The sequence below is a fragment of the Laedolimicola sp. genome (assembly GCF_051972735.1).
GTDB classification, from domain to species: domain Bacteria; phylum Bacillota; class Clostridia; order Lachnospirales; family Lachnospiraceae; genus Laedolimicola; species Laedolimicola intestinihominis.
On sequence record NZ_JBOKYU010000016.1, the window covers coordinates 1 to 19,907 of the forward strand.

19 protein-coding genes and 1 pseudogene are annotated in these 19,907 nt (G+C 49.9%); 2 read left to right on the forward strand and 18 right to left on the reverse strand.

Going from position 1 to position 19,907, the window contains the following annotated elements; genetic code table 11:
- Positions 1-351, reverse strand: a pseudogene (locus ACTRC3_RS05605) (Xaa-Pro dipeptidase); the annotation flags it as partial.
- A gap of 187 nt (positions 352-538) precedes the next feature.
- Between ACTRC3_RS05605 and ACTRC3_RS05610 the strand changes: the two are divergent.
- A complete protein-coding gene (locus ACTRC3_RS05610) occupies positions 539-739 on the forward strand; it encodes a cold shock domain-containing protein (protein ID WP_178039583.1) in 201 nt (66 codons plus the stop codon).
- Positions 740-961: 222 nt separating this feature from the next.
- Here the strand turns inward: ACTRC3_RS05610 and gatB are convergent, their stop codons facing one another.
- From gatB to aspS, 4 genes are all read right to left on the reverse strand, one after another.
- Complete coding sequence (gatB, locus tag ACTRC3_RS05615; protein ID WP_178039584.1) at positions 962-2,395, reverse strand: Asp-tRNA(Asn)/Glu-tRNA(Gln) amidotransferase subunit GatB; 1,434 nt, start codon at positions 2,393-2,395, stop codon at positions 962-964.
- A gap of 15 nt (positions 2,396-2,410) precedes the next feature.
- Positions 2,411-3,874 carry an Asp-tRNA(Asn)/Glu-tRNA(Gln) amidotransferase subunit GatA gene (gene gatA, locus ACTRC3_RS05620; protein WP_178039585.1) on the reverse strand — a complete coding sequence of 488 codons (1,464 nt, stop codon included), beginning with the start codon at positions 3,872-3,874 and terminating at the stop codon, positions 2,411-2,413.
- 13 nt (positions 3,875-3,887) lie between these two features.
- The gene (gene gatC, locus ACTRC3_RS05625; RefSeq protein ID WP_349164518.1) at positions 3,888-4,181 is read right to left on the reverse strand and encodes an Asp-tRNA(Asn)/Glu-tRNA(Gln) amidotransferase subunit GatC; all 294 of its coding nucleotides are present in this window, start codon (positions 4,179-4,181) and stop codon (positions 3,888-3,890) included.
- A 153-nt stretch (positions 4,182-4,334) separates the two neighbouring features.
- Positions 4,335-5,666: an aspartate--tRNA(Asn) ligase gene (gene aspS / locus ACTRC3_RS05630; protein WP_349164531.1), complete on the reverse strand. Its 1,332-nt coding sequence runs from the start codon at positions 5,664-5,666 to the stop codon at positions 4,335-4,337.
- A 734-nt stretch (positions 5,667-6,400) separates the two neighbouring features.
- On the opposite strand from aspS, the gene asnA reads away from it, so the two are divergent.
- The gene (asnA, locus tag ACTRC3_RS05635) at positions 6,401-7,411 is read left to right on the forward strand and encodes an aspartate--ammonia ligase (protein WP_440322156.1); all 1,011 of its coding nucleotides are present in this window, start codon (positions 6,401-6,403) and stop codon (positions 7,409-7,411) included.
- Between the two features lie 219 nt (positions 7,412-7,630).
- Here the strand turns inward: asnA and ACTRC3_RS05640 are convergent, their stop codons facing one another.
- The 13 genes from ACTRC3_RS05640 to ACTRC3_RS05700 all read right to left on the reverse strand — a co-directional run bounded on the left by ACTRC3_RS05640 (position 7,631) and on the right by ACTRC3_RS05700 (position 19,907).
- A complete protein-coding gene (locus ACTRC3_RS05640) occupies positions 7,631-8,269 on the reverse strand; it encodes an AAA family ATPase (protein ID WP_440322158.1) in 639 nt (212 codons plus the stop codon).
- 10 nt (positions 8,270-8,279) lie between these two features.
- Complete coding sequence (locus ACTRC3_RS05645) at positions 8,280-9,245, reverse strand: sugar kinase (protein WP_440322160.1); 966 nt, start codon at positions 9,243-9,245, stop codon at positions 8,280-8,282.
- Positions 9,238-9,663 carry a VOC family protein gene (locus ACTRC3_RS05650; RefSeq protein ID WP_178039591.1) on the reverse strand — a complete coding sequence of 142 codons (426 nt, stop codon included), beginning with the start codon at positions 9,661-9,663 and terminating at the stop codon, positions 9,238-9,240. The genes ACTRC3_RS05645 and ACTRC3_RS05650 overlap by 8 nt, the downstream gene beginning before the upstream one ends.
- 78 nt (positions 9,664-9,741) lie before the next feature.
- Positions 9,742-10,677: a class II fructose-bisphosphate aldolase gene (locus tag ACTRC3_RS05655; RefSeq protein WP_349164515.1), complete on the reverse strand. Its 936-nt coding sequence runs from the start codon at positions 10,675-10,677 to the stop codon at positions 9,742-9,744.
- Positions 10,678-10,707: 30 nt separating this feature from the next.
- Entirely contained in the window at positions 10,708-11,676 is a 969-nt protein-coding gene (locus ACTRC3_RS05660; RefSeq protein ID WP_349164514.1) for an ROK family protein, read from the reverse strand.
- Positions 11,677-11,678: 2 nt separating this feature from the next.
- Complete coding sequence (locus tag ACTRC3_RS05665) at positions 11,679-12,665, reverse strand: ABC transporter permease (protein ID WP_440322163.1); 987 nt, start codon at positions 12,663-12,665, stop codon at positions 11,679-11,681.
- Between the two features lie 62 nt (positions 12,666-12,727).
- On the reverse strand, positions 12,728-14,230 hold the full coding sequence (locus ACTRC3_RS05670) for a sugar ABC transporter ATP-binding protein (protein WP_440322164.1): 1,503 nt from the start codon (positions 14,228-14,230) through the stop codon (positions 12,728-12,730).
- Between the two features lie 96 nt (positions 14,231-14,326).
- Complete coding sequence (locus ACTRC3_RS05675) at positions 14,327-15,379, reverse strand: sugar ABC transporter substrate-binding protein (RefSeq protein ID WP_440322166.1); 1,053 nt, start codon at positions 15,377-15,379, stop codon at positions 14,327-14,329.
- Positions 15,380-15,477: 98 nt separating this feature from the next.
- Positions 15,478-16,158 (reverse strand): D-lyxose/D-mannose family sugar isomerase, encoded by a 681-nt coding sequence (locus tag ACTRC3_RS05680; protein WP_178039597.1) that lies wholly within the window; start codon positions 16,156-16,158, stop codon positions 15,478-15,480.
- Positions 16,159-16,172: 14 nt separating this feature from the next.
- The gene (locus ACTRC3_RS05685) at positions 16,173-17,219 is read right to left on the reverse strand and encodes an aldose 1-epimerase family protein (protein WP_440322168.1); all 1,047 of its coding nucleotides are present in this window, start codon (positions 17,217-17,219) and stop codon (positions 16,173-16,175) included.
- A gap of 21 nt (positions 17,220-17,240) precedes the next feature.
- Entirely contained in the window at positions 17,241-17,813 is a 573-nt protein-coding gene (gene hxlB / locus ACTRC3_RS05690; RefSeq protein ID WP_349164509.1) for a 6-phospho-3-hexuloisomerase, read from the reverse strand.
- 2 nt (positions 17,814-17,815) lie between these two features.
- Positions 17,816-18,526, reverse strand: coding sequence for a ribulose-phosphate 3-epimerase (locus tag ACTRC3_RS05695; protein ID WP_440322171.1), 711 nt, complete (start codon positions 18,524-18,526; stop codon positions 17,816-17,818).
- Between the two features lie 226 nt (positions 18,527-18,752).
- Positions 18,753-19,907 carry an ROK family transcriptional regulator gene (locus tag ACTRC3_RS05700; RefSeq protein ID WP_440322173.1) on the reverse strand — a complete coding sequence of 385 codons (1,155 nt, stop codon included), beginning with the start codon at positions 19,905-19,907 and terminating at the stop codon, positions 18,753-18,755.

Here is a 19,907-nt window from a genome sequence, read left to right on the forward strand (position 1 = left end):
GATCATAATTTTAACAAAATCCGCGCCACGCAGCTTCGCCGTTTTCACCAGATCCCGGTAGCCCTGGTGATCATCGTAAGGCAAACCAACGATCCCGCCGTAATGCCCCCTCCTGTGAATGGCGAAAATCGGTGACCGATAATCAATGCCATATTCCCCTGCCAGCTCTCTGGCCCGCTCCGACACGCCGTAAGCGTCGCCGCCGTCCCGCACAAAGGTGATACCCGCCTGCTGCCAGGCCGTCAGATGCTCCCGAATGGCTTCCTCGTCTGGCTTCTCCTTATGTATCGCCACCGCCGCCTTATAATTTTTCCCGTCCATGATCACATGGGCATGACACTCTCCAAACATCAAGAATCCGCCTCCGTTTTCTGATTTGCCCTGTAGGATTTCTACTCTGTCAAGTGTACTCAAATGCCCGAAAAAAGTCAATCTTTCGCCCCGTTTTTGATTGACACCGATTGCCGTTTGTGATACTCTAAACCCAGCCGCATTAACGCGGTAATAAACCTTTTTTAATTATTTTGGAGGTATCACAATGAACAAAGGTACAGTTAAGTGGTTCAACAACCAGAAGGGTTACGGATTCATCTCTGACGAGCAGGGAAACGATATTTTCGTACACTTCTCCGGCATTAAATCTGATGGATTCAAGTCTCTGGAAGAGGGTCAGGCTGTAGAGTTTGACGTAATCGACGGAGCTAAGGGACCGCAGGCTACCAACGTAACCAAGTTATAATCAGCCGTAAATCATGTGCCTTTTTCTAATATACAGATTGAACAGTTTCTGACTAGAAAGAAAGCATCGTAATTAAAAGCAGATTAGGAAAAAGGGGACGCCGCTTCTGTGATAACTCACGAAGCAGCTCCCCTTTTTTCTTTGCAGAACTTCATCTGAATTTTCGCATTTATTTCGCAACTGGTCAGTTCAGTGTAACTGGCCAGGTATTGAGCAGTTACATTATTTCAATAATTCCTTCAGAATCTCATTGACTTTACCCGGGTTTGCCTTTCCTTTCATCTCTTTCATGGTCTGACCCACCAGGAAGCCCAGAGCCTTCTCCTTGCCGCCCTTGTAATCGGCTACGGACTGGGGATTGGCCGCCACGATGCGTTCGATGGTTTCACGCAGGGCGCCCTCGTCGTTGACTGTCTTCAGGCCCTTCTCCTCCACATACTTCTCCGGATCCACATCCTCATGGAAGATATGCTCAAAGACCTCTTTGGCTACACTGCTGTTGATGGTTCCTGCGTCCGCAAGCTCGATAAGCTTCGCCAGATGCTCCGGGGAAAACTTCATATCCTCGGGCTCCTGTCCGGCCTCTTTTAAGAGACGCATAGTCTCCACCATTAGCCAGTTGGATACCTTCTTCGGCTTCTTGCAGATGGCTGTTGCCGCCTCGAACATATCCGCCATCTGCTTGGAACCTGTCAGAATCCGCGCGTCATAATCGGGAATCTCAAACTCCTCCTTGTAGCGCTTCAGCTTCTCAGTCCGCAGCTCCGGCTGACGGGCCTTAATTTCCTGAAGCCACTCCTCGCTGATATCGATGGGCACCAGGTCAGGCTCCGGGAAATAACGGTAATCCTGGGCGTCCTCCTTGGAACGCATGGCGTGGGAGCTCTCTTTATTATCATCCCAGCGGCGTGTCTCCTGGATGACCTGTTTGCCCTCCTCCAGCAGCTCAATCTGACGCTGGCGCTCGCCCTCGATGGCGCGGCCAATGGCCTTGAAGGAGTTCAGGTTCTTCATTTCAGTACGGGTACCGAATTTCTCCGTGCCCACCTCACGGACGGACAGGTTCACATCCGCACGCATGGAGCCCTCCTGGAGCTTGCAGTCAGACGCACCCAGATACTGAATGATCAGACGCAGCTTATCCAGATAAGCAATGACTTCTTCCGCGCTTCGCATATCCGGTTCGGACACGATCTCGATCAGCGGCACGCCGCTTCGGTTATAATCCACTAACGAACAGTCTTCCCATTCATCGTGAATCAGCTTTCCGGCGTCCTCCTCCATGTGAATCTCATGGATGCCGATTTTCTTCACACCGGTCTCCGTCTCGATTTCCACATAACCATTTCTGCAAATAGGCGCATACAGCTGAGAAATCTGGTAGTTCTGGGGGTTATCAGGATAGAAATAGTTCTTCCGGTCAAATTTACTGTGACGGGTAATGGTACAGTTGGTGGCCAGACCTACAGCCATGGCGTACTCTACCACCTTCTTGTTCAGCACCGGCAGGGAACCGGGCATACCGGTACACACCGGGCAGGTGTGGGTGTTGGGCGCTCCTCCAAATGCGGTGCTGCAGGAGCAGAAAATCTTGGTTTTAGTGGCCAGCTCTACATGGACCTCCAGACCGATGACGGTCTCATACTGTTTACTCATTTTCTCCACTCCTTCCTAATCTCTCTTGCCTGCAAGGGCCGTCCGGCCCCGGCTGCACTCATATGCGTAAGCTGCCCGGATGATATGCTCCTCTTTGAAGCAGTCGCCCAGAAGCTGCAGACCGATGGGCAGTCCCTTGGAATCCATGCCGCAGGGCAGACAAATACCGGGAAGCCCGGCCAGGTTCGCGGAAATGGTATATACATCGCCCAGATACATCTGCAACGGATCGGACAGGGACTCGCCCAGCTTCGGCGCAGTGGTCGGCGCCGCCGGTCCCAGAATCACGTCATATTTTTCAAAGGCACGGTCAAAGGCCTGACGAATCAGAGCCTTGGTGCGCAGGGCCTTCAGATAATAAGCATCATAGTAACCGGAGCTTAAGACGAAGGAGCCCAACATAATCCGGCGCTTGACCTCGGGACCGAAGCCCTCGGAACGGGTCTTCTTGTACATGTTGTGGAGACCTTCGTACTCCTCGGTGCGGTAACCGTATTTCACGCCGTCAAAACGGGCCAGGTTGGAGCTGGCCTCGGCGGAAGCGATGACATAGTAAGCGGGGATGGCGTAGTCCACCAGGCTTAAGTCGAATTCTTCCACGACAGCGCCCTTCTCCTCCAGAACCTTCGCTGCCGCCTTCACTGCAGCCGCCACCTCCGGATCCAGGCCTTCGCCAAAGTAGTCCCGCGGGATACCAATACGCAGGCCCTTCACATCATCCTTTAAGGCGGAAGTGAAGTCATAGGACTCCCGCTTCACGGAAGTGCTGTCCTTCTTATCATAGGAAGCGATAGCCTCCAGAAGCAGCGCGCAGTCCGTCACATCCTTTGCCACCGGTCCGATCTGGTCCAGCGAAGAACCATAGGCAATCAGACCGTAACGGGATACCGTTCCGTAGGTGGGCTTGATGCCGGTCACGCCACAGAAGGAACTGGGCTGACGGATGGATCCGCCGGTATCGGAGCCCAGAGCGCAGGGTGCTTCGCCGGAAGCCACAGCCGCGCAGGATCCGCCTGAGGAACCGCCCGGCACATGCTCCGTGTTCCAGGGATTGCGGGTAACGCCAAAGGCAGAGGTCTCGGTGGTGCTTCCCATGGCGAACTCGTCCATGTTGGTCTTGCCGATCACAATCATTCCAGCTTTTTCCAGATTCAAAACTGCCTCTGCAGAATAGGTCGGCTCAAAGTTATACAGGATTTTGGAAGAGCAGGTGGTCTTAAGACCCTTTGTGCACATGTTGTCCTTGACGGCAATGGGAACGCCTGCCAGCGGACCGGTCAGTTCACCGTTGTCGATGTGCTTCTGCACCTCTTTTGCTCTTTTCAGAGCTCCTTCTTCGTCCACGGTGACAAAGCTATTCAAAACCTCATCCTGTTTTTTTATCTCAGCCAGGGCTGCTTTCACAGCGTCCACAGCTGTCATTTCTCCGGTCTTGATCTTCTGTCCAATTTCCGCTGCTGTCATTTCACGAAATTCCATTCTCTGTCACCTCCTACTCTACGGTCTTCGGTACCATATACATACCGTCCTTGACCTTGGGCGCGTTCGCCAGCATCTCCTTGTGGTCATCCCCATTTTCCACCTCGTCCTCCCGGAACACATTGCTCACGGGAAATACATGGGACATGGGCTCCACGCCTGCAGTGTCCAGCTCGTTCAGTTTATCGATATAATCCAGCATCCGGCCCATGTCCTTCTTGGCCGCCTCTTTCTCCTCGTCGGAGAGCTCCAGCTTCGCCAGAATGCCTACATATTCAATGGTTTCATCGGAAATAATGTTTGCCATGTTTTTCTCCTTTACTCCGCAGTGCACGCTCGATTTTGCTTCGCAAAACCTCGCTTTACGGGCTTCGCCCTATAGCCTGCCATAAAAAGTCATTGCTTCCTGCAAGCAGGCGCACTGCCTTTTTACGGCAGGCTGCACTGCTCATTGCCAACGCTAAGGCTCTAATCTGCTAAGGTCTCTCGGAAACAGGGTTGTTTCACGTACATTGTCTTCGCCTACCAGTTTCATGGTCAGTCGCTCCAGACCGATGCCAAGTCCGCCGTGGGGCGGCATGCCGTATTTAAAGGTATCCAGATACTGCTCCATGCCCTCCTCGGTCATGCCTCTGGCCGCGATCTTGTCAAGCAGCATCTGATAATCATGGATACGCTGACCGCCTGTGGTAATCTCCAGACCATCGAACAGCAGATCAAAACTTAAGGTGAACTTCGGATCCGCCGGGTCATCCATGGCGTAGAACGGACGCTTCTTGGACGGATAATGGGTGACAAATACAAAGTCAGAACCGTACTCCTCTTTGAAATAACGTCCGATCAGCACTTCCTCCTCCGGCTCCAGGTCGTAAGGGTTGCGAATCTTGTGTCCGTATTTCTCTGAAGCCAGGCGCTTTGCCTCATCGAAACGGACTGCCGGAATCCTGTCAGCCTTCGGTAAAGTAATACCGAGAATCTGAAGCTCCGACGCATAATCCTTTTCCAGAAGGGCCAGCATGTACTGAATAAATCCGGTCTCCATGGCCATAATGTCCTCGAAACCGTCGATATAACCCATCTCGAAATCCAGACTGGTATACTCATTCAAGTGGCGCTTGGTATTGTGCTTCTCCGCACGGAATACCGGGCCAGTCTCGAAGACACGGTCAAACACGCCTACCATCATCTGCTTATAGAACTGGGGGCTCTGTGCCAGCACAGCCGGGCGGTGGAAATAATCCAGACGGAACAGGTTTGAGCCGCCCTCAGCGCCCTTGGCTCCGAGCTTCGGGGTGTGAATTTCTGTGAAGCCCTGGCTGTAAAGGAAATCCCGGAAGGCTCTTACCACGCCCTCCTGAATCCGGAACTTTGCACGCTCTCTTACGTTCCGAAGGGAAATAGATCTGCGGTTCAGCTTGGCGTCCAGGGAAGTGTTCAGCTTCCATTTAGCAATAGGCAGCGGCATGGGCGCAGCCGGCTCAGACAATACGGTGATGCCGGTCAGTCGAAGCTCCACGCCGTGAGGGGCGCGCTCCTCTTTGTAAATCGTTCCCTCTGCCACGATACTGGACGCCTCTTTCAATGTCTTCAGGTCAAAGGCTGTCACGCCTTCCTCAAATACACACTGTAAAAGACCGTCACGCCGCCTTAAGATAAGGAAGGCTACCTCGCCCATGTTGCGAATGGTATGGACGGTTCCCTCAATTTTCACCGTCTTTCCTTCCATACCCTCTGCGGTCACTGCCGCCAGATCTACGGTTTCCTTTTCTTTCACTCCTGTCATGAATTCCATCATTTTTACCTACCTTTCGAATATTTGCCTTTTCAGGCTTAAAGCTCTTCCGGGCAGGTATCAGATAAAATCCTGCTTTGCAGGATTCTCCGCCTGCGGTGGGTCGCCTAAGCGACAACATCCACTCCGCCGCAGTGCGATCCCCCGGAGGGCTTTTGCATAGCCGGAATTTCCTGCTATACAAAAAGAACCCCGTCCCGGAATATTCTTATTCCGGGACGGGGTTTCGTATTCAACAGAAATCCCGCGGTACCACCCGCATTGAAATGCGTCCGCTCTTTCGTCAGGCTCACATTTCCTCTTTTATGCCCGTAACGTGGACAGCTCCGTACCGGCCTACGTCCGAATCTGCTATGCAAATTCAGGTTCGACCAATCTGCTCCCAAGTGTTCCCGAGATGGTACTGTTCACTTCGTTCACACTACCACACGGGATAGTGACTGCGAAAAGTAACATCATGATTTCCTAATCCAAATAGCGCTCTCAGTCGGTGACGCCATATTCCTGTCGGCCTCTGAAAATCCGAGTCTTGTTCTTTGCATTTCGTTATAGTATAATCGTTTGTAGCAGTTACAAACTTTTTTATGCGAGAAATATAGCACAATCTTTTTTCAATTGCAAGAGTTTTTTTCAGACTTTTTTGTGATTTTTAAATTTTTATGTGCCAGGTTCTGTTTGCCGAAATATTTTTCGTATTAACGCATTAAAATCTTAAGAATGAGGAGCAACTGATTATGGAACATCTGTACATACCGACGGATTATACCCCGGCGCTGGGGCTCTATGACACCCAGGTAGCCATCAAGACAGTTAAAGACTTTTTCCAGCAGTCCCTGGCAGAGCAGCTTTACCTGCTGCGCGTGTCCGCGCCGCTTTTCGTTACCCCGGAATCCGGCCTGAACGACAACCTGAATGGCGTGGAGCGCCCCGTCACCTTCGGCATCCGGGAGCAGAATGAGCGTCCGACTGAGATCGTACACTCTCTTGCCAAATGGAAGCGCAACGCCCTGAAGCAGTACGGCTTCCACATCGGCGAAGGCCTCTACACCGACATGAGCGCCATCCGCCGGGATGAGGACACCGACAACATTCATTCTATCTATGTGGATCAGTGGGATTGGGAGAAAATCATCCTGAAAGAGGACCGCAACGTGGAATATCTGAAAGAGACGGTCCGCAAGGTTTATAAGGCCCTGAAAAAAACCGAGAAATACATGGCTATCCGCTATGATTACATCGAAGAGATTCTTCCGAAGGAAATCTTCTTCATCACCACCCAGGAGCTGGCGGATCTCTACCCGGATAAGACGCCCAAGGAGCGCGAGGATATCATTGCCCGGGAAAAGGGCGCTGTCTTCCTCATGGAGATCGGAGACAAGCTGGCAAATGGCGAACCCCACGATGGACGGGCGCCGGACTATGACGACTGGCACTTGAACGGCGATATCATCGTGTGGTACCCGGTTCTGGGCCACGCGCTGGAGCTGTCCTCCATGGGTATCCGTGTGGACGAGGATTCCCTGGCACGCCAGCTGAAGCTTTCCGGCTGTGAGGACCGAGCGAAGCTGCCCTTCCAGAAGGCCATTCTGGAGAAAAAACTGCCCTACACCGTCGGCGGCGGTATCGGCCAGTCCCGCATCTGCATGTTCTATCTCCGCAAGGCTCACATCGGCGAGGTTCAGGTATCCATCTGGCCGGATGAGGTGCGGGAGAAATGCGCGAAATGCGGTATTAACCTGCTGTAAACTTGATTTCCGGCATAAAATAGAATCCTGCTCTGCAGGATTCTCCGCCTGCGGCGGATCGCTTTAGCGACATCATTCCATTCCGCCGCAGTGCAATCCCCCGGAGGGGCTTTTTGCTCTATAGGAATCACAACTTTCACGTTTTAATGCAGCACAGCATTTCCTATAGAGCAAAAAGGAGCGCGTCATCAAACGATGACACGCTCCTTCTTTTACATCTCAGGCTTTACTCTCATATGCCAGAATTTTCTGATAGATATCCTCATAGCTGACGGTACTGAAATCCGTCACGTCCACCGGTATGTCCAGCCCCAGGTTTATATTATATTCCTTATGGCTGATCGACGCCGTAAATTCTTCGAAGGTTGGCGCAAGCCTGGATACGGAATGCAGCATCTCCGGCCGGTAGGTTTCCTTATGGTAGCTGGTCAATAGATGTCCCGGATGTCTGTCATCCTCCTCATCCCGCTTTGCTCCCCGCCGGTAGACAGTCTCCGGATCGGTATACAGATACACAGTCACCGCGTCATAGCCGGATTCCTGAATCAGCTCCTCCAGCTTCGGTTTATGGCGCTGATAGAAGGGATACTCAATGAGAATGGTTTTATTCTCCCACATCCGTTTCTGAATCGTCAGATAAAACTCCTCCAGACACCACCAGTTTAACCTGTCCTTCTGCTTCTCATTGTCAAAGCCGAAGATATCCCAGTTTTTTTCTTTTATCTCGTCATAGCTGATCTTTACAATCTCATCATTTCCCAGATAGTCCAGAAAACGACGGGCCGTTCCGCTCTTGCCGGTTCCCGGCCCGCCTGTAAAGATAAGCAGTGTTCTTGGATTCGGAAATGTTTTCTTCATAGAGCTTTTCCTAGAACTGGAAGGTTCCGTCACGCATAGCCTGGACGTTTTCCGGGCTGATCTTTCCCTCCATGGGACCAAACGCCGCCACGTTCAACGCTCCGGCTGCCGCTGCAATCTCTGCGCATTCCTTCAGCTCCTTACCCTCCAGCAAAGCACACAGAAATGCTCCGATTGAAGTATCGCCGGCGCCGGTGGGATCTACACAGTTTACCTTATAAAGTCCCTGCTCTACCACCAGACCGTCACGGGTATAGATCTTAGAGCCCTTATCTCCGTTCTTCAGCATCAGAATCTCCAGGTTCGGGTTCTCAAAGCATTTCTTCACTGCTGCGTCCACATCATCCAGACCAGTAAGAAGCTTCAGCTCATCCAGACCCGGCGCAAAGAGATTGGTGATCTCCAACACCGCATTGATAATCTCAAAGGATTCCTTACTCTTCTTCGGATTGGTCAGATGCTCCACACGTACATTGGGATCAAAGCTGATCTTGGTTCCCTGGGCCTTCATGGCCCTGGCAGTCTTTACAATCTCCCAGCCATAGCTCAGACGGGCTGTCAGCGCGCAGCCCATGATATGAAGATACTTTGCTTCCTTCAGGGACGGCTCTGTCACATCGGGCATCACTGCCTTGGTTGCCGGAGTATCATCCCAATGGAACAGATATCTTCTGTCGCCCTTATTGTCGTAGGCTACAAAGGCACAGGCTGTAGAACCGTCCGGATCTACCAGAACCTTCGATACATCTACGCCGTCCTTCTTCAGACGGTTCAGCATACACTCTCCGAAACCGTCCTTTCCCACGCCGGAAATAATTCCGCAGCTGTGTCCCATCCGCGCAACCGTAGAAATCATAATTGCGGAGGATCCGGACGGATAGGGACCGGAAAACAGCGCTGTTTCATTCAGAGGCTTGTCAACCTCTGTTCTCATAATCTCAACCAGGGTCTCGCCCATTGTCCAAATCTCAGCCAAGTGCCTTCACCGCCTTTTCCTTTTCCTCTTCGGACGCAAATTTCTGAATAAATTCTACTACCTCATGGTTCGGTCCGAGAATGGTGATATACTCTACGCCATGCTCCCAGTAAGGCAGAAATGCCGGTCCTTCATTGATATAATAACCTGCTTCTCTGATCTCCTTTACACAGGTTACGATATCGGTACAGTTCAGAGCTACGTGGTCGATAGCGCCGGTGGCGTTGGTTGCGCCTCCATCCTTCTCATAGGTCTCAATAATAATGTTGCCGTGCTCAAAGAATTTTACCGGATGTCCTCCGTAGGTGGTCTCCCATTTCAGCTTGAAGCCAAGACCCAGATAGAATTCCTCTGTCTTTTTGATATCATCTGTAGGAATTCCGATGTGCTGATAACCTTCTACATAATTTGTAAGCATAATAAAACCCTCCTTAAACTCATAGGGCAGATACTTTTTTCAAAATACCTGCCCTTTTTTCTTGTTTTACATTCTGATTTAGCCGTAAATGCTCTTCAGTACAGCCGGAGCCTTTCCGCTGCAGTTGAAGAAATCACTCTTGCTTGCGATTTCAGCTGCAATTGCCTTACGTCCCGGTCCTGCAATCTTACGCGGGTCATACTCAGTCTCCGGAAGTGTCTTGATTGCCTCTCTGACTGCGTCGGTATATACCTTCTTCAGTCCTGTTCCCACATTAATCTTGCTCATACCCATAGCAACACACTTGCGGAAATCATCCTCCGGCACGCCTGTACCACCGTGAAGTACCAGCGCAACGTCTGTCTGCTTGCGGATCTCCTCCAGAAGGTCAAATTTGATTTCCGGAGCAGCCTTATAGAAGCCATGTGCGGTACCGATAGCAACTGCCAGAGCGTCAATACCGGTTCTCTCTACAAATTCCTTTACCAGAGACGGATCGGTATATGCTTTTCCGGACTCCTCTACGTGGATATTGTCCTCGTGACCTGCCAGCATTCCCAGCTCTGCCTCTACGGAGCAGCCGTTAATACCATACGGACTGTGATTATGGGCGAAATCCGCGATTTCCTTGGATCTTGCAATGTTGGTCTCAAAGTCTTCCTTGGAAGCGTCAATCATAACATTGGTGAAGCCTGCCACAACAGCCTGCTTAATCTGCTCCATATCTGTCGCATGATCCAGATGCAGACAGAAGGGAACCTCCGGATAAGTCTTTGCGATACCCTTTGCAGTCTCTGCAATCAGCTCCAGGGAACCGATGTATTTGATTGCACCCAGGGAAGCCATCAGGATAACCGGCGCATTCTTTTCACGTGCACCCTCTACGATACCAACCATCTCCGGAATGGTGCTGAAATTAAATGCTCCTACTGCATATCTTTCCTTCGGATCTACATCTGTAGTAGCAAGCTTTACAGAGTCAGCCATAATCTGTTTCATTGTAAGTAACGGCATAATATTTCTCCTCTTTTCTTAAATTTGACCTTACAGGCTTCCGTCAATGGCTTTTTTCACCATGACATACGCGCCGTAAGCTACAACCTTGTCATTCAGCTCGGAAACACGGATTCTGTCCTCGTCAAAGGGGAAGCAGGCATGTCTGCGTATCTCGTTCATCATGCTGTAACGGAAATACTTATCTGCCTTTGCCATTCCGCCTGCCAGAACAATCACATCCGGATCAAGCAGGTTAATCAGGTTGGACAGTCCCACACCAATATAGTATCCCTCCTGCCGCAGCATGTCAATGGCATAGGCGTCCCCCTCTGCCGCTGCGTCGCTCAGGATTTTTCCATTTACCTTTTCCGGATCATAGTCAATGCTTTCAAAAGCAGCGGACTTGATTCCGGAACGGATATCCCGTTTCATGCGCTGATTTACTGCAGTTCCGGAAGCATACAGCTCAAAGCATCCGCTTCCGCCGCAGCCGCATCTGGGACCCGCAAAATTAATTGTCATGTGTCCGAACTCTCCGGCAAATCCGGAGCGTCCATGATAAATCTCACCTCCGATGGCAATACCGCCGCCGCAGCCGGTGCTGATGGTCTGATAAAGAACCACCTGCTCGCCCTTGGCCACGCCTACATTTGCCTCTGCCAGCGCACCCAGATTTCCATCGTTTTCCACATAAACCGGAACGCCGAACTCTTCTCTCAGTCGATCTCCAAGTGGAAAATTCTTCCAGCCCATCATCGGTACATCAATAATCAGACCGGTACGGTAATCCAGCGGACCGGGCGCCGCAACGCCAACACCCGCCAGATCCTCTTTTGTTTTTCCGGCTTCCTCCAGAACCTCATAAGCAAGCTCAATGGTATTCTGGAATACAGCATCCTCACCCTCATAGGTTCTGGACTTTTTTACCTTAAATTCAGTAATCGGCTCCCCCTGATCATTGAACACTACAGAGGTCGTTTTCGTTCCGCCGATATCAATAATCAAATAGTACTTCATACTTACTCTTCTTTACCCTTCTGTGCCATATCAAGCATAACTGCCAGGATAATGATTGCTCCGATTACGACCTTCTGCCAGTATGCGGAAATCTCCATCAGAGTCATACCGTTGTTGATAACTGCAATGATAGCGCATCCAAACATAGCTCTTGCTACAGATCCGGAACCGCCGGCCAGGGAAGTTCCGCCCAGAACGGTTGCTGCGATAGCGAACATCTCATATCCGTCACCGGTTGCCGGATGTCCATTGTTTACCTTGGAAGCTGCTACGATACCTGCCAGACCTGCTGTAATACCACAGATCATATGGCACTTCAGTGTTACCATCTTTGTATTGATACCACACATATGCGCTACAGAGGCATTGGAACCAACTGCGAATACGTGACGTCCGAATACAGTCTTGGTCAGAATAATGTGGAAAATTAAAACAACTATAATGGTAAACAGTACGATAACCGGAATAATACCTGTCTTAAAGCTCTCTGTCTCAATCAGACGTCCTGCACCCAGTACAGAGAAGCCATTGGGCAGACCATAAACCGGACCGCCGCCGGAAATGATGTAAGCCAGTCCACGGAATGCCTGCATCAGAGCCAGGGTACAAATCATGGGAACCAGTCCTCTATACGCTACCAGCCAGCCAATAAAGAGACCAATCAGGGCTCCGCCTGCCAGACCAACCAGAATCTGGACTGCCATAATCAGCGGTGTAGACTGAATATTCAGTGCCAGTACAACCTGTGCTGCCAGGATACCGGTAATCGCCATGGAGGAACCAACGCTGATATCGATACCGCCCAGGATGATTACATAGGTCAGACCAGTTGCCAGAATTGCGTTCAGACACATCTGTCCGAACAGGTTGATTACGTTTGCTGTCTTCAGGAAAGTCGTGTTACCGATGGAGAAACCGATAACCAGAAGAACCAGTACGACAATTACAATATTATCAGTAATTAACTGTTTAATATTTTTTTCTTTCATTTTATTTTCCTCTCTTATCTATAAGCTTTGAATATCTATAAGCCTTCCAATTTTTTTCGGTATTACTGCTTGTCTGAACCATCGGTAACCGGATTTGCAAGAGAAATCAGATTCAGCTCTGTAATCTCCTCACGGTTCAGCTCACCTGTCAGACGTCCCTCTGACATAACGTAAGCACGGTCGGCGACCTTGATAACCTCCGGCATATCAGAGGAAATCATGATAATACATCCGCCGTTTTCAACAAACTGGTTCATCAATGCATAAAACTCTGCTCTCGCATTTACGTCGATACCCTTGGTAGGCTCGTCCAGAATCAGAAGCTTTACACCGGCTGCCAGCCATTTAGAAAGGATAACCTTCTGCTGATTACCACCTGACAGATTTCCGCACAGTGCCTTGATGTTCGGCGCTTTAATCTTCAGCTTGTCCATGTACTCCTCACTGGTGGATACCTCCCAGGGAACATTGACAAAACCATTCTTTGCGTGGAACGGCAGGTTCGGCAGCGCAACATTTTCTTCAATTGATTTTTTCAGAAGAAGTCCGGTACGACGACGGTCCTCAGTAGCAAGTCCGACTTTTCGCCGAATTGCATCCGCCGGGTTCTTAATATGTACTTCTTCTCCATACAGGAATACCTTACCGGAAGTAATCTTGGTAGCTCCGAAGATCGCCTCCATAACCTCGGTACGTCCTGCTCCAACCAGACCGGAGAACGCTACAATCTCGCCGGCATTGGCATGGAAGCTTACATTTTCAAATACACCCTTCTGAGTAAGGTTTTCAACGCGAAGCATCTCTTCCTTCGCGGTATGTTCCGGTTTCACATAAGCGCCCAGCTCACGGCCAACCATGCTGTTGACGATGGTCTGCTCGCTTACCTCATTTACTTTATATTCTGCCACCTTCAGACCATCGCGGAAGATAGAACACTTCTCGCAGATGATAGGAAGCTCTGCCATACGGTGTGTTACATAAATCATTGTGGTGTTGGCAGCTTTCATCTTCCGGACCTGCTCAAAAAGAGAATCAATCTCTTTCTCAGAAAGTGAGGAAGTCGGCTCATCAAGGACTACTACCTTTGCGTGTTTGGAAATAACCTTTGCAATCTCGACCATCTGCAGCTGTGCAGCGGTCAGTTTGGAACAAAGAGTATGCGCATCTACTTCCAGACCCATTTCGTCCAGAACGGCCTGCGCATCGGCCTCCATTTTTTTACGATCCAGTAAACCGTTTTTCTGTTTCGGCTCACATCCCAGATACATGTTCTCAGCTACGGTCAGATGGGGAGCAATTGCTGTCTCCTGCTCAATAACTGCGATACCTGCATCCAAAGCATCCTTCGGAGTTTTAAAGTTACATACTTTTCCGTCCAGAATGACTTCGCCCCTTGTGGGCTTATAAATTGAAGCAATAATTTTAATCAGTGTAGATTTTCCGGCGCCGTTTTCACCGACCAGAGCATGGCATTCACCCGGATAAAAATCAATGCTGATATCCTCCAACGCTTTTACGCCCGGAAATTCTTTGGCAATATTTTTTACCTGTAAGAGCGGTTCCATATCTGTCCTCCATTTCCCTCTTTATTAAAAAGTGCCCAGAACCAATGGCCTGGGCACTTTAGACCAATACTTACTTAGTCTGATTTCCTATAGAAATTACTTCAGGTAATCTGCAACGTTCTCAGCAGTTACAAGCTTACACTCGATCAGGTCCTTCTGATCTCCTGCGATTGCGCCAGTTGTGAAGTACTCAGCGATCTTATCTACGATACCAGCGCCGATACCAACCGGATCCTGTGCAACTTCTGCTTCCCAAATCTTACCAACAACCGGGTCAGCGATGTACTGGCAAGCTGTCTCACCTGCATCGAAACCAACGATCTTTGTGCTTGCGCCTGCTGCCTGGATAGAGGACAGTGCGCCGTAACCGGTCGGGTCACCTACTACGAAGATGTAGGAAAGGTCATCGCCGTACTTTGTGATCAGGTTCTGCATGATATCAGCAGCCTTTGCCTGGTCGTTATCAGCATCCTGAGACTCGATCAGCGTCAGATCCTTGCCGCCGTCGATAGCAGCCTGGATGGTCTCCTCGAAACCAGCCTGACGGTCCTGAGTGGACTGTGCGGAAGCGTATGTGATACATCCAACGATGGATCCTTCCGGAGCATGCTCAGCAACGTACTCACCAGCAGTAACACCACCAGCCTTGTTGTTGGAGCCTACGAATGCAAGGTACTGATCCAGATACTGGTCATCCAGTGTACAGTCAAATGTGAAGATCTTAACGCCCTCTTTGTTAGCTGCCTGGATAGCCGGCATGGTTCCTGCGGGGTCGTTTGCGGAAAGTGCAACTGCGTCATAGCCTGCGCCTACGTAGTTGTTGATCAGGTCGGAGCACTTATTTCCGTCAAGCTCCTGGTCGCCAAGTGTCGGAGCCGGGATACCGAGCTTCTCACACTGAGACTTGATACCTTCCTCAACGCTCTGATAGAAAGCGTCGTTCTCTGTACCAACGATGAATGCCAGCTTCAGGTCTGCCAGATCCTTTGTCTCGCCTGCTGCGTCAGCGTCAGCTGCCGGAGCCTCTGCGGTCTCCTCTGTCTTTGTGTCTGCTGCTGCGTCTGTGCTCTCAGCCGGCTTGGAGCCGCATGCTGCCAGAGATGCAACCATCATTGTTGCCATCAGCGCTGCTAAAACTTTTTTCTTCATCTTTTTCATCCTCCTAATTTTGAAAAGATTTTTTAGAGTGTATTTAAATACTTCCCGCTCTGGAAGTATACACTTTCTCCCTTTTATTCCGGTCTCTCTTATTTTGCTGCCGGATACTCTGTACAGAGCAGTCTGTACGGTGCTTCATCCTCCTCGATGGACGGATATCTTCCCAGCGGATTCTTGAAGCGGTTGTCTGTGTTGTCATCATTGGTTGCGGAAACCTCTCCAATCAGGGACGGGCCGCCTTCCGGAATGATGAACTCATGATACAGGTACGGATACAGTGTCATGCTTTCGCCCGGGTGAAGGGTTACCTTGCTTCCTGCCGGCATGGTGTACTGTCTGCCGTCCTGGCAAATCATAACGTCGGTATCCAGGAAATCTCCTGTCTCCGGATCTGCGTTGTAGAATGTAAAGATAATGTCGTTTCCGCCGCGGTTGATGATGTCTTCCATCTTATTCCAGTGGAAATGCATCGGAGAAACCTGACCGGAATCACACATCATAATTTTCTCTGCGTAGGGCTTTTTATATTTCGGATTATGTACATTACCATTGCGGATGGTAATCAGCGCCAGACCCAGGGTATCGAAATGACCCTCACCGTAGTCTGTTACGTCCCAGCCCAGAGCATTGTCACGAATCTCATCATACTCATGACCCTTCTCTGCCCACTCCTCCGGAGTGAAGCTTAAGTACGGCGGAAGCGCGAATTTGTACTCTGCCAGTAATGCTTCAAATTTTTTGATAACTGCATTGATTTCTGATCTCTTCATAACTCTGACTCCTTCTATGCTTTTATCGCATTGATTTTCTCTATTGCTGCATCTATCTTATCTTTTCCCTCGATGACGGAGAACTTAAGAACGTTGGTCTCCTTCTCAAAGGGTTCCAGATAATGTACGGTATTATTTTCAATATGATGAAGCTTTCCGTATACGCTGGAATTGGACGGCTCCAGACCCAGGACATAATCTCCGGATGCCATGGACTTCCATTCCATAAAATATGGAAGATTCTTCTGATTGAACTCAATGGTCAGGCCGATGTTCAGCTCATGGTTGGCTACCAGTACCATAGTGTCCAGCTTGTCGTCGGACTGCATATCATGGATGAACACGTACTCGCACTCATTGTCAATGGGCGTCTCCAGCTTGTTCCATCGTTCTACGTACTTCTCGGAAAATTTTTCTCTTCCGACCACCTTTTTGGAAGGTACGTAAAGCTCACAGTTTTCATTCAGGAACGGATATCCCACATTGCAATGATACAGGAGCATCAGCGGTTCCGGACGGAACGCCTGATTTTCAATCTCGTCCGTTACCGTAATACTGTTTTCTCCCAGAACGCTTTCTATCCTTCTGCGAAGAACCATATTCTCACCGAACAGCTCTGCCTCCCGCATCTCGCCGGAAATCACCAGCTTGCAGGTCTCGCCCTCGGTAATCACATCTGTGCATACATGCTCGGCCGGTGTGGTACGCATACGGCCGTGCATCGGATAATCCTTTCCGTCTACGGTGCAGGGAGCGCAGATATTTTCCAGGCCACAGGTGAAAAACAACCCACCCATGATGCTTCGAAGCGCTTCCTCTCCGTTGGTGTCATACTGATTTCTTCCTTCCAGCCCGGGCTTCGCAAGAAACGTCATGTTCATGCCCTTATAGGAAAAATCCGTAACGTCCAGCGCCTTATCCGCTGCGGAATGGAAGAAAATGTCGCCGCATTTTGCTTCGATGGCGTTCATGTACTCCGCGCGTCCCTCTTTATAAACAATCGGACGGGCGTATACCATCTGCTGCAGGCTTCCGCAATATTTCATCAGTTTCTTATCCATTGCTGTCATCCTCTCAACCGCTTACTCAAGATTTGCGTGATATCTCCAGAGGCTCTTCATATCAATCTTACGCTCGTCGATAATCATCTTTGCAACTACATCTCCGAAAAGCAGAAGGCTCTGCTCAAACAGGGATGTCATGGGCTGTACGGAATCAATCTCGTCCTCCAGATAATTCTTGGTTCTCACCGGAATACGAACCATGAACTCGCACAGGTCCTTCATCTCACTGTTGGGATTGGAACCGATATGTACGATTTTAGCGCCGATTCCATGTGCCTTCTTCGCAATCCCCAGCGGGAACAGGGAGCCGCCGCTTCCGGATCCTACAATCAGAAGATCCTTATCGGTGATAGCCGGCTCGGTGATCTCTCCCACGTAGTGGGTTTTGATTCCCAGATGCGCCAGCCTCTTGCAGATAGCCTGCAGGGAGAGAAGTACTCTTCCGACTCCTACGAAGTATACCTGATCTGCTTCCAGAACTGCCTGTACGAATTTTTCAACCGTTTCCGGTTCTACGGCTCCCAGAGCCTTGTCCAGCTCACCCAGGACTGATTTTACGGTTTCATTATAATTATCACTGTAATATCCCATCTTTATGACCTCTTGCTGTTAATCTCATCTTCCATGGCCTTCAGTCTCTTCAGACTTCCGGTCTGGTCATCCTTCTTGATACAGGTGCTTCCCGCTACGAAGATATCCGCTTCGCCGGACATTCCATAAGTAGAAATGTTCTCCGGGGAAATTCTTCCGTCCAGAATCACTCTGGTATCCAGCCCTCTCGCGGTAATCATTTCATGTAAATCATGAATCTTCTTTGCCGAGTAAGCTGTCTGTGCCTCGCCTTTCACCTGGGCGAAGCCCGGATTAATCAGCATCAGAAGCACTGCGTCGCATTTATCAAGGATGTACTCCAGCTCATACAGCGGCGTCGCCGGCTTCAGAGCCACACCAGCGCGGATACCCTTGCTGTGAATGTAATTCAGCATACCGTCCACGTGGTCACAGGTTTCTATGTGAAATACAATCTGAGAAGCGCCTGCCTCAATCAGTTCGTCGATAAAGAACTGTGGATCCGTTACCATTACATGTGCTTCGAACTCCAGATTGGTTTTCTTTCGGAGCTGCTTTACAGTATCAAGACCCAGCGGCATGCTCGGGCTGAAATGTCCGTCCAGAATATCTACATGAATCATCTCCAGTCCGGCTTTCTCTACCATCCGGCACTGCTGCTCCAGGTTACACATATCCAGCGTAATCATGGACGGGGAGATATGACAGGATTTTGCCCAAATTTTCTCGTTCATTTTTCCTTTTCTCCTACATCTTGTACATTAGTGCATTGCCCTTACTAACTTTATATGAACAAATTATACATCATTCTCATCATTTGTCAATCCGGCAATTCCAATTTTTATGTTTTACACAAAAGCTGTTTTCTTTTTTGTATAAATTACACAAAAAAGGAGAAGTCTGCTGGTTCATTCTCCCACCAGCATTCTTCTCCTTTGTACATTGACTTTATTTTAACATTTAATCCAGCATTTCCCCTTCAAAGGTTTTGTTTACTGCATTACACACAGCGCCGAGGACCGGCATTTTCTCCATAAACTTTACCTTTTTCACCAGAGTCCGAACCTTTTTGTTGGCAAACTTCCGTTCGTTGATGATGTCCTCCAGCCGCTTCAGATACTTTTCCTGCCAGAAGATACTGTCCATTCCCAACAGGATAATCTCGAAGTTCATGATATTCTGCAGACTGATGATCGCGCAGGACAAGTCGTCGATCAGCTCCTGCATAACCCGATCTGCTTCCGGATCCTCCATCTGACAGAATTCCCGATACGGAATCTTTCTGCCAAAGACGGCCTCTATCTTTTCCTCCACTCTGTCAGAACCGATGTAAGCCTCCAGACAGCCGATATTGCCGCAGACACATTTCCGGCCATGATGGTTGATGGAAAGGTGTCCCATCTCCGGAGGATAGCCGGAATTGCTCTGGTATCTGTGTCCATTGGTCATGATACCGCTTCCGACGCCCTTTTCAATACCCAGTACCAGCACATCCTGATATCCCTGCCCGTTTCCGTAGAGCTGTTCCACCAGCGCCGCGCTCTGGACATCATGATCCAGGAACACCGGAATTCCATAGCGCTTCTGCATAGGCTCCGCCACATCCAGATTCTGTATTCCGTGAAAATAACCCGGATTGATAATCCGGCCCTTCTTCACATCTACCGGTCCCGGCGTCGCTACTCCGATGGCAATGATCTTTTCTTCCCGCTCCAGCAGGCGATCCAGCAGACGGTAGGCGATCTCCATGATTTCCTCTCCGCCCGACCATTCCCGTTCTACCCGTTCGTAGGCAATGATATTCATGTTCAAATCACAGATCGCCGCCTCCAGACAGCCGCGTCCAAACAGAATTCCTATGTATTTCGGAGCTTCAGGACTAATCTCCAGCTTTACAGGCGTTCTTCCCAGCTTTGCCTTCGTCGTCACTGCCGCTTCTCTTAAGTATCCCTGCTCAATCAGTTCATTGACAATCGCGGAGATCGCCGTCTTGGTCAGATGCACCTCTCTTGCCAGTTCGATTCTGGAGGTGCATTTTCCCGTAGCGATCAGTTGGAGTACCAGACCTCGGTTTCGTTTTTTCAGATAATCTTTATTTACCCCTAGTCTAGCCAT

Bases quoted from the DNA above. Each gene is read 5' to 3' on its own strand.
- ACTRC3_RS05610 (WP_178039583.1), top strand. From the start codon at position 539: ATGAACAAAGGTACAGTTAAGTGGTTCAACAACCAGAAGGGTTACGGA.
- gatB (WP_178039584.1), bottom strand. From the start codon at position 2,395: ATGAGTAAACAGTATGAGACCGTCATCGGTCTGGAGGTCCATGTAGAG.
- gatA (WP_178039585.1), bottom strand. From the start codon at position 3,874: ATGGAATTTCGTGAAATGACAGCAGCGGAAATTGGACAGAAGATCAAG.
- gatC (WP_349164518.1), bottom strand. From the start codon at position 4,181: ATGGCAAACATTATTTCCGATGAAACCATTGAATATGTAGGCATTCTG.
- aspS (WP_349164531.1), bottom strand. From the start codon at position 5,666: ATGGAATTCATGACAGGAGTGAAAGAAAAGGAAACCGTAGATCTGGCG.
- asnA (WP_440322156.1), top strand. From the start codon at position 6,401: ATGGAACATCTGTACATACCGACGGATTATACCCCGGCGCTGGGGCTC.
- ACTRC3_RS05640 (WP_440322158.1), bottom strand. From the start codon at position 8,269: ATGAAGAAAACATTTCCGAATCCAAGAACACTGCTTATCTTTACAGGC.
- ACTRC3_RS05650 (WP_178039591.1), bottom strand. From the start codon at position 9,663: ATGCTTACAAATTATGTAGAAGGTTATCAGCACATCGGAATTCCTACA.
- ACTRC3_RS05655 (WP_349164515.1), bottom strand. From the start codon at position 10,677: ATGCCGTTACTTACAATGAAACAGATTATGGCTGACTCTGTAAAGCTT.
- ACTRC3_RS05660 (WP_349164514.1), bottom strand. From the start codon at position 11,676: ATGAAGTACTATTTGATTATTGATATCGGCGGAACGAAAACGACCTCT.
- ACTRC3_RS05665 (WP_440322163.1), bottom strand. From the start codon at position 12,665: ATGAAAGAAAAAAATATTAAACAGTTAATTACTGATAATATTGTAATT.
- ACTRC3_RS05670 (WP_440322164.1), bottom strand. From the start codon at position 14,230: ATGGAACCGCTCTTACAGGTAAAAAATATTGCCAAAGAATTTCCGGGC.
- ACTRC3_RS05675 (WP_440322166.1), bottom strand. From the start codon at position 15,379: ATGAAGAAAAAAGTTTTAGCAGCGCTGATGGCAACAATGATGGTTGCA.
- ACTRC3_RS05680 (WP_178039597.1), bottom strand. From the start codon at position 16,158: ATGAAGAGATCAGAAATCAATGCAGTTATCAAAAAATTTGAAGCATTA.
- ACTRC3_RS05685 (WP_440322168.1), bottom strand. From the start codon at position 17,219: ATGGATAAGAAACTGATGAAATATTGCGGAAGCCTGCAGCAGATGGTA.
- hxlB (WP_349164509.1), bottom strand. From the start codon at position 17,813: ATGGGATATTACAGTGATAATTATAATGAAACCGTAAAATCAGTCCTG.
- ACTRC3_RS05695 (WP_440322171.1), bottom strand. From the start codon at position 18,526: ATGAACGAGAAAATTTGGGCAAAATCCTGTCATATCTCCCCGTCCATG.
- ACTRC3_RS05700 (WP_440322173.1), bottom strand. From the start codon at position 19,907: ATGGCTAGACTAGGGGTAAATAAAGATTATCTGAAAAAACGAAACCGA.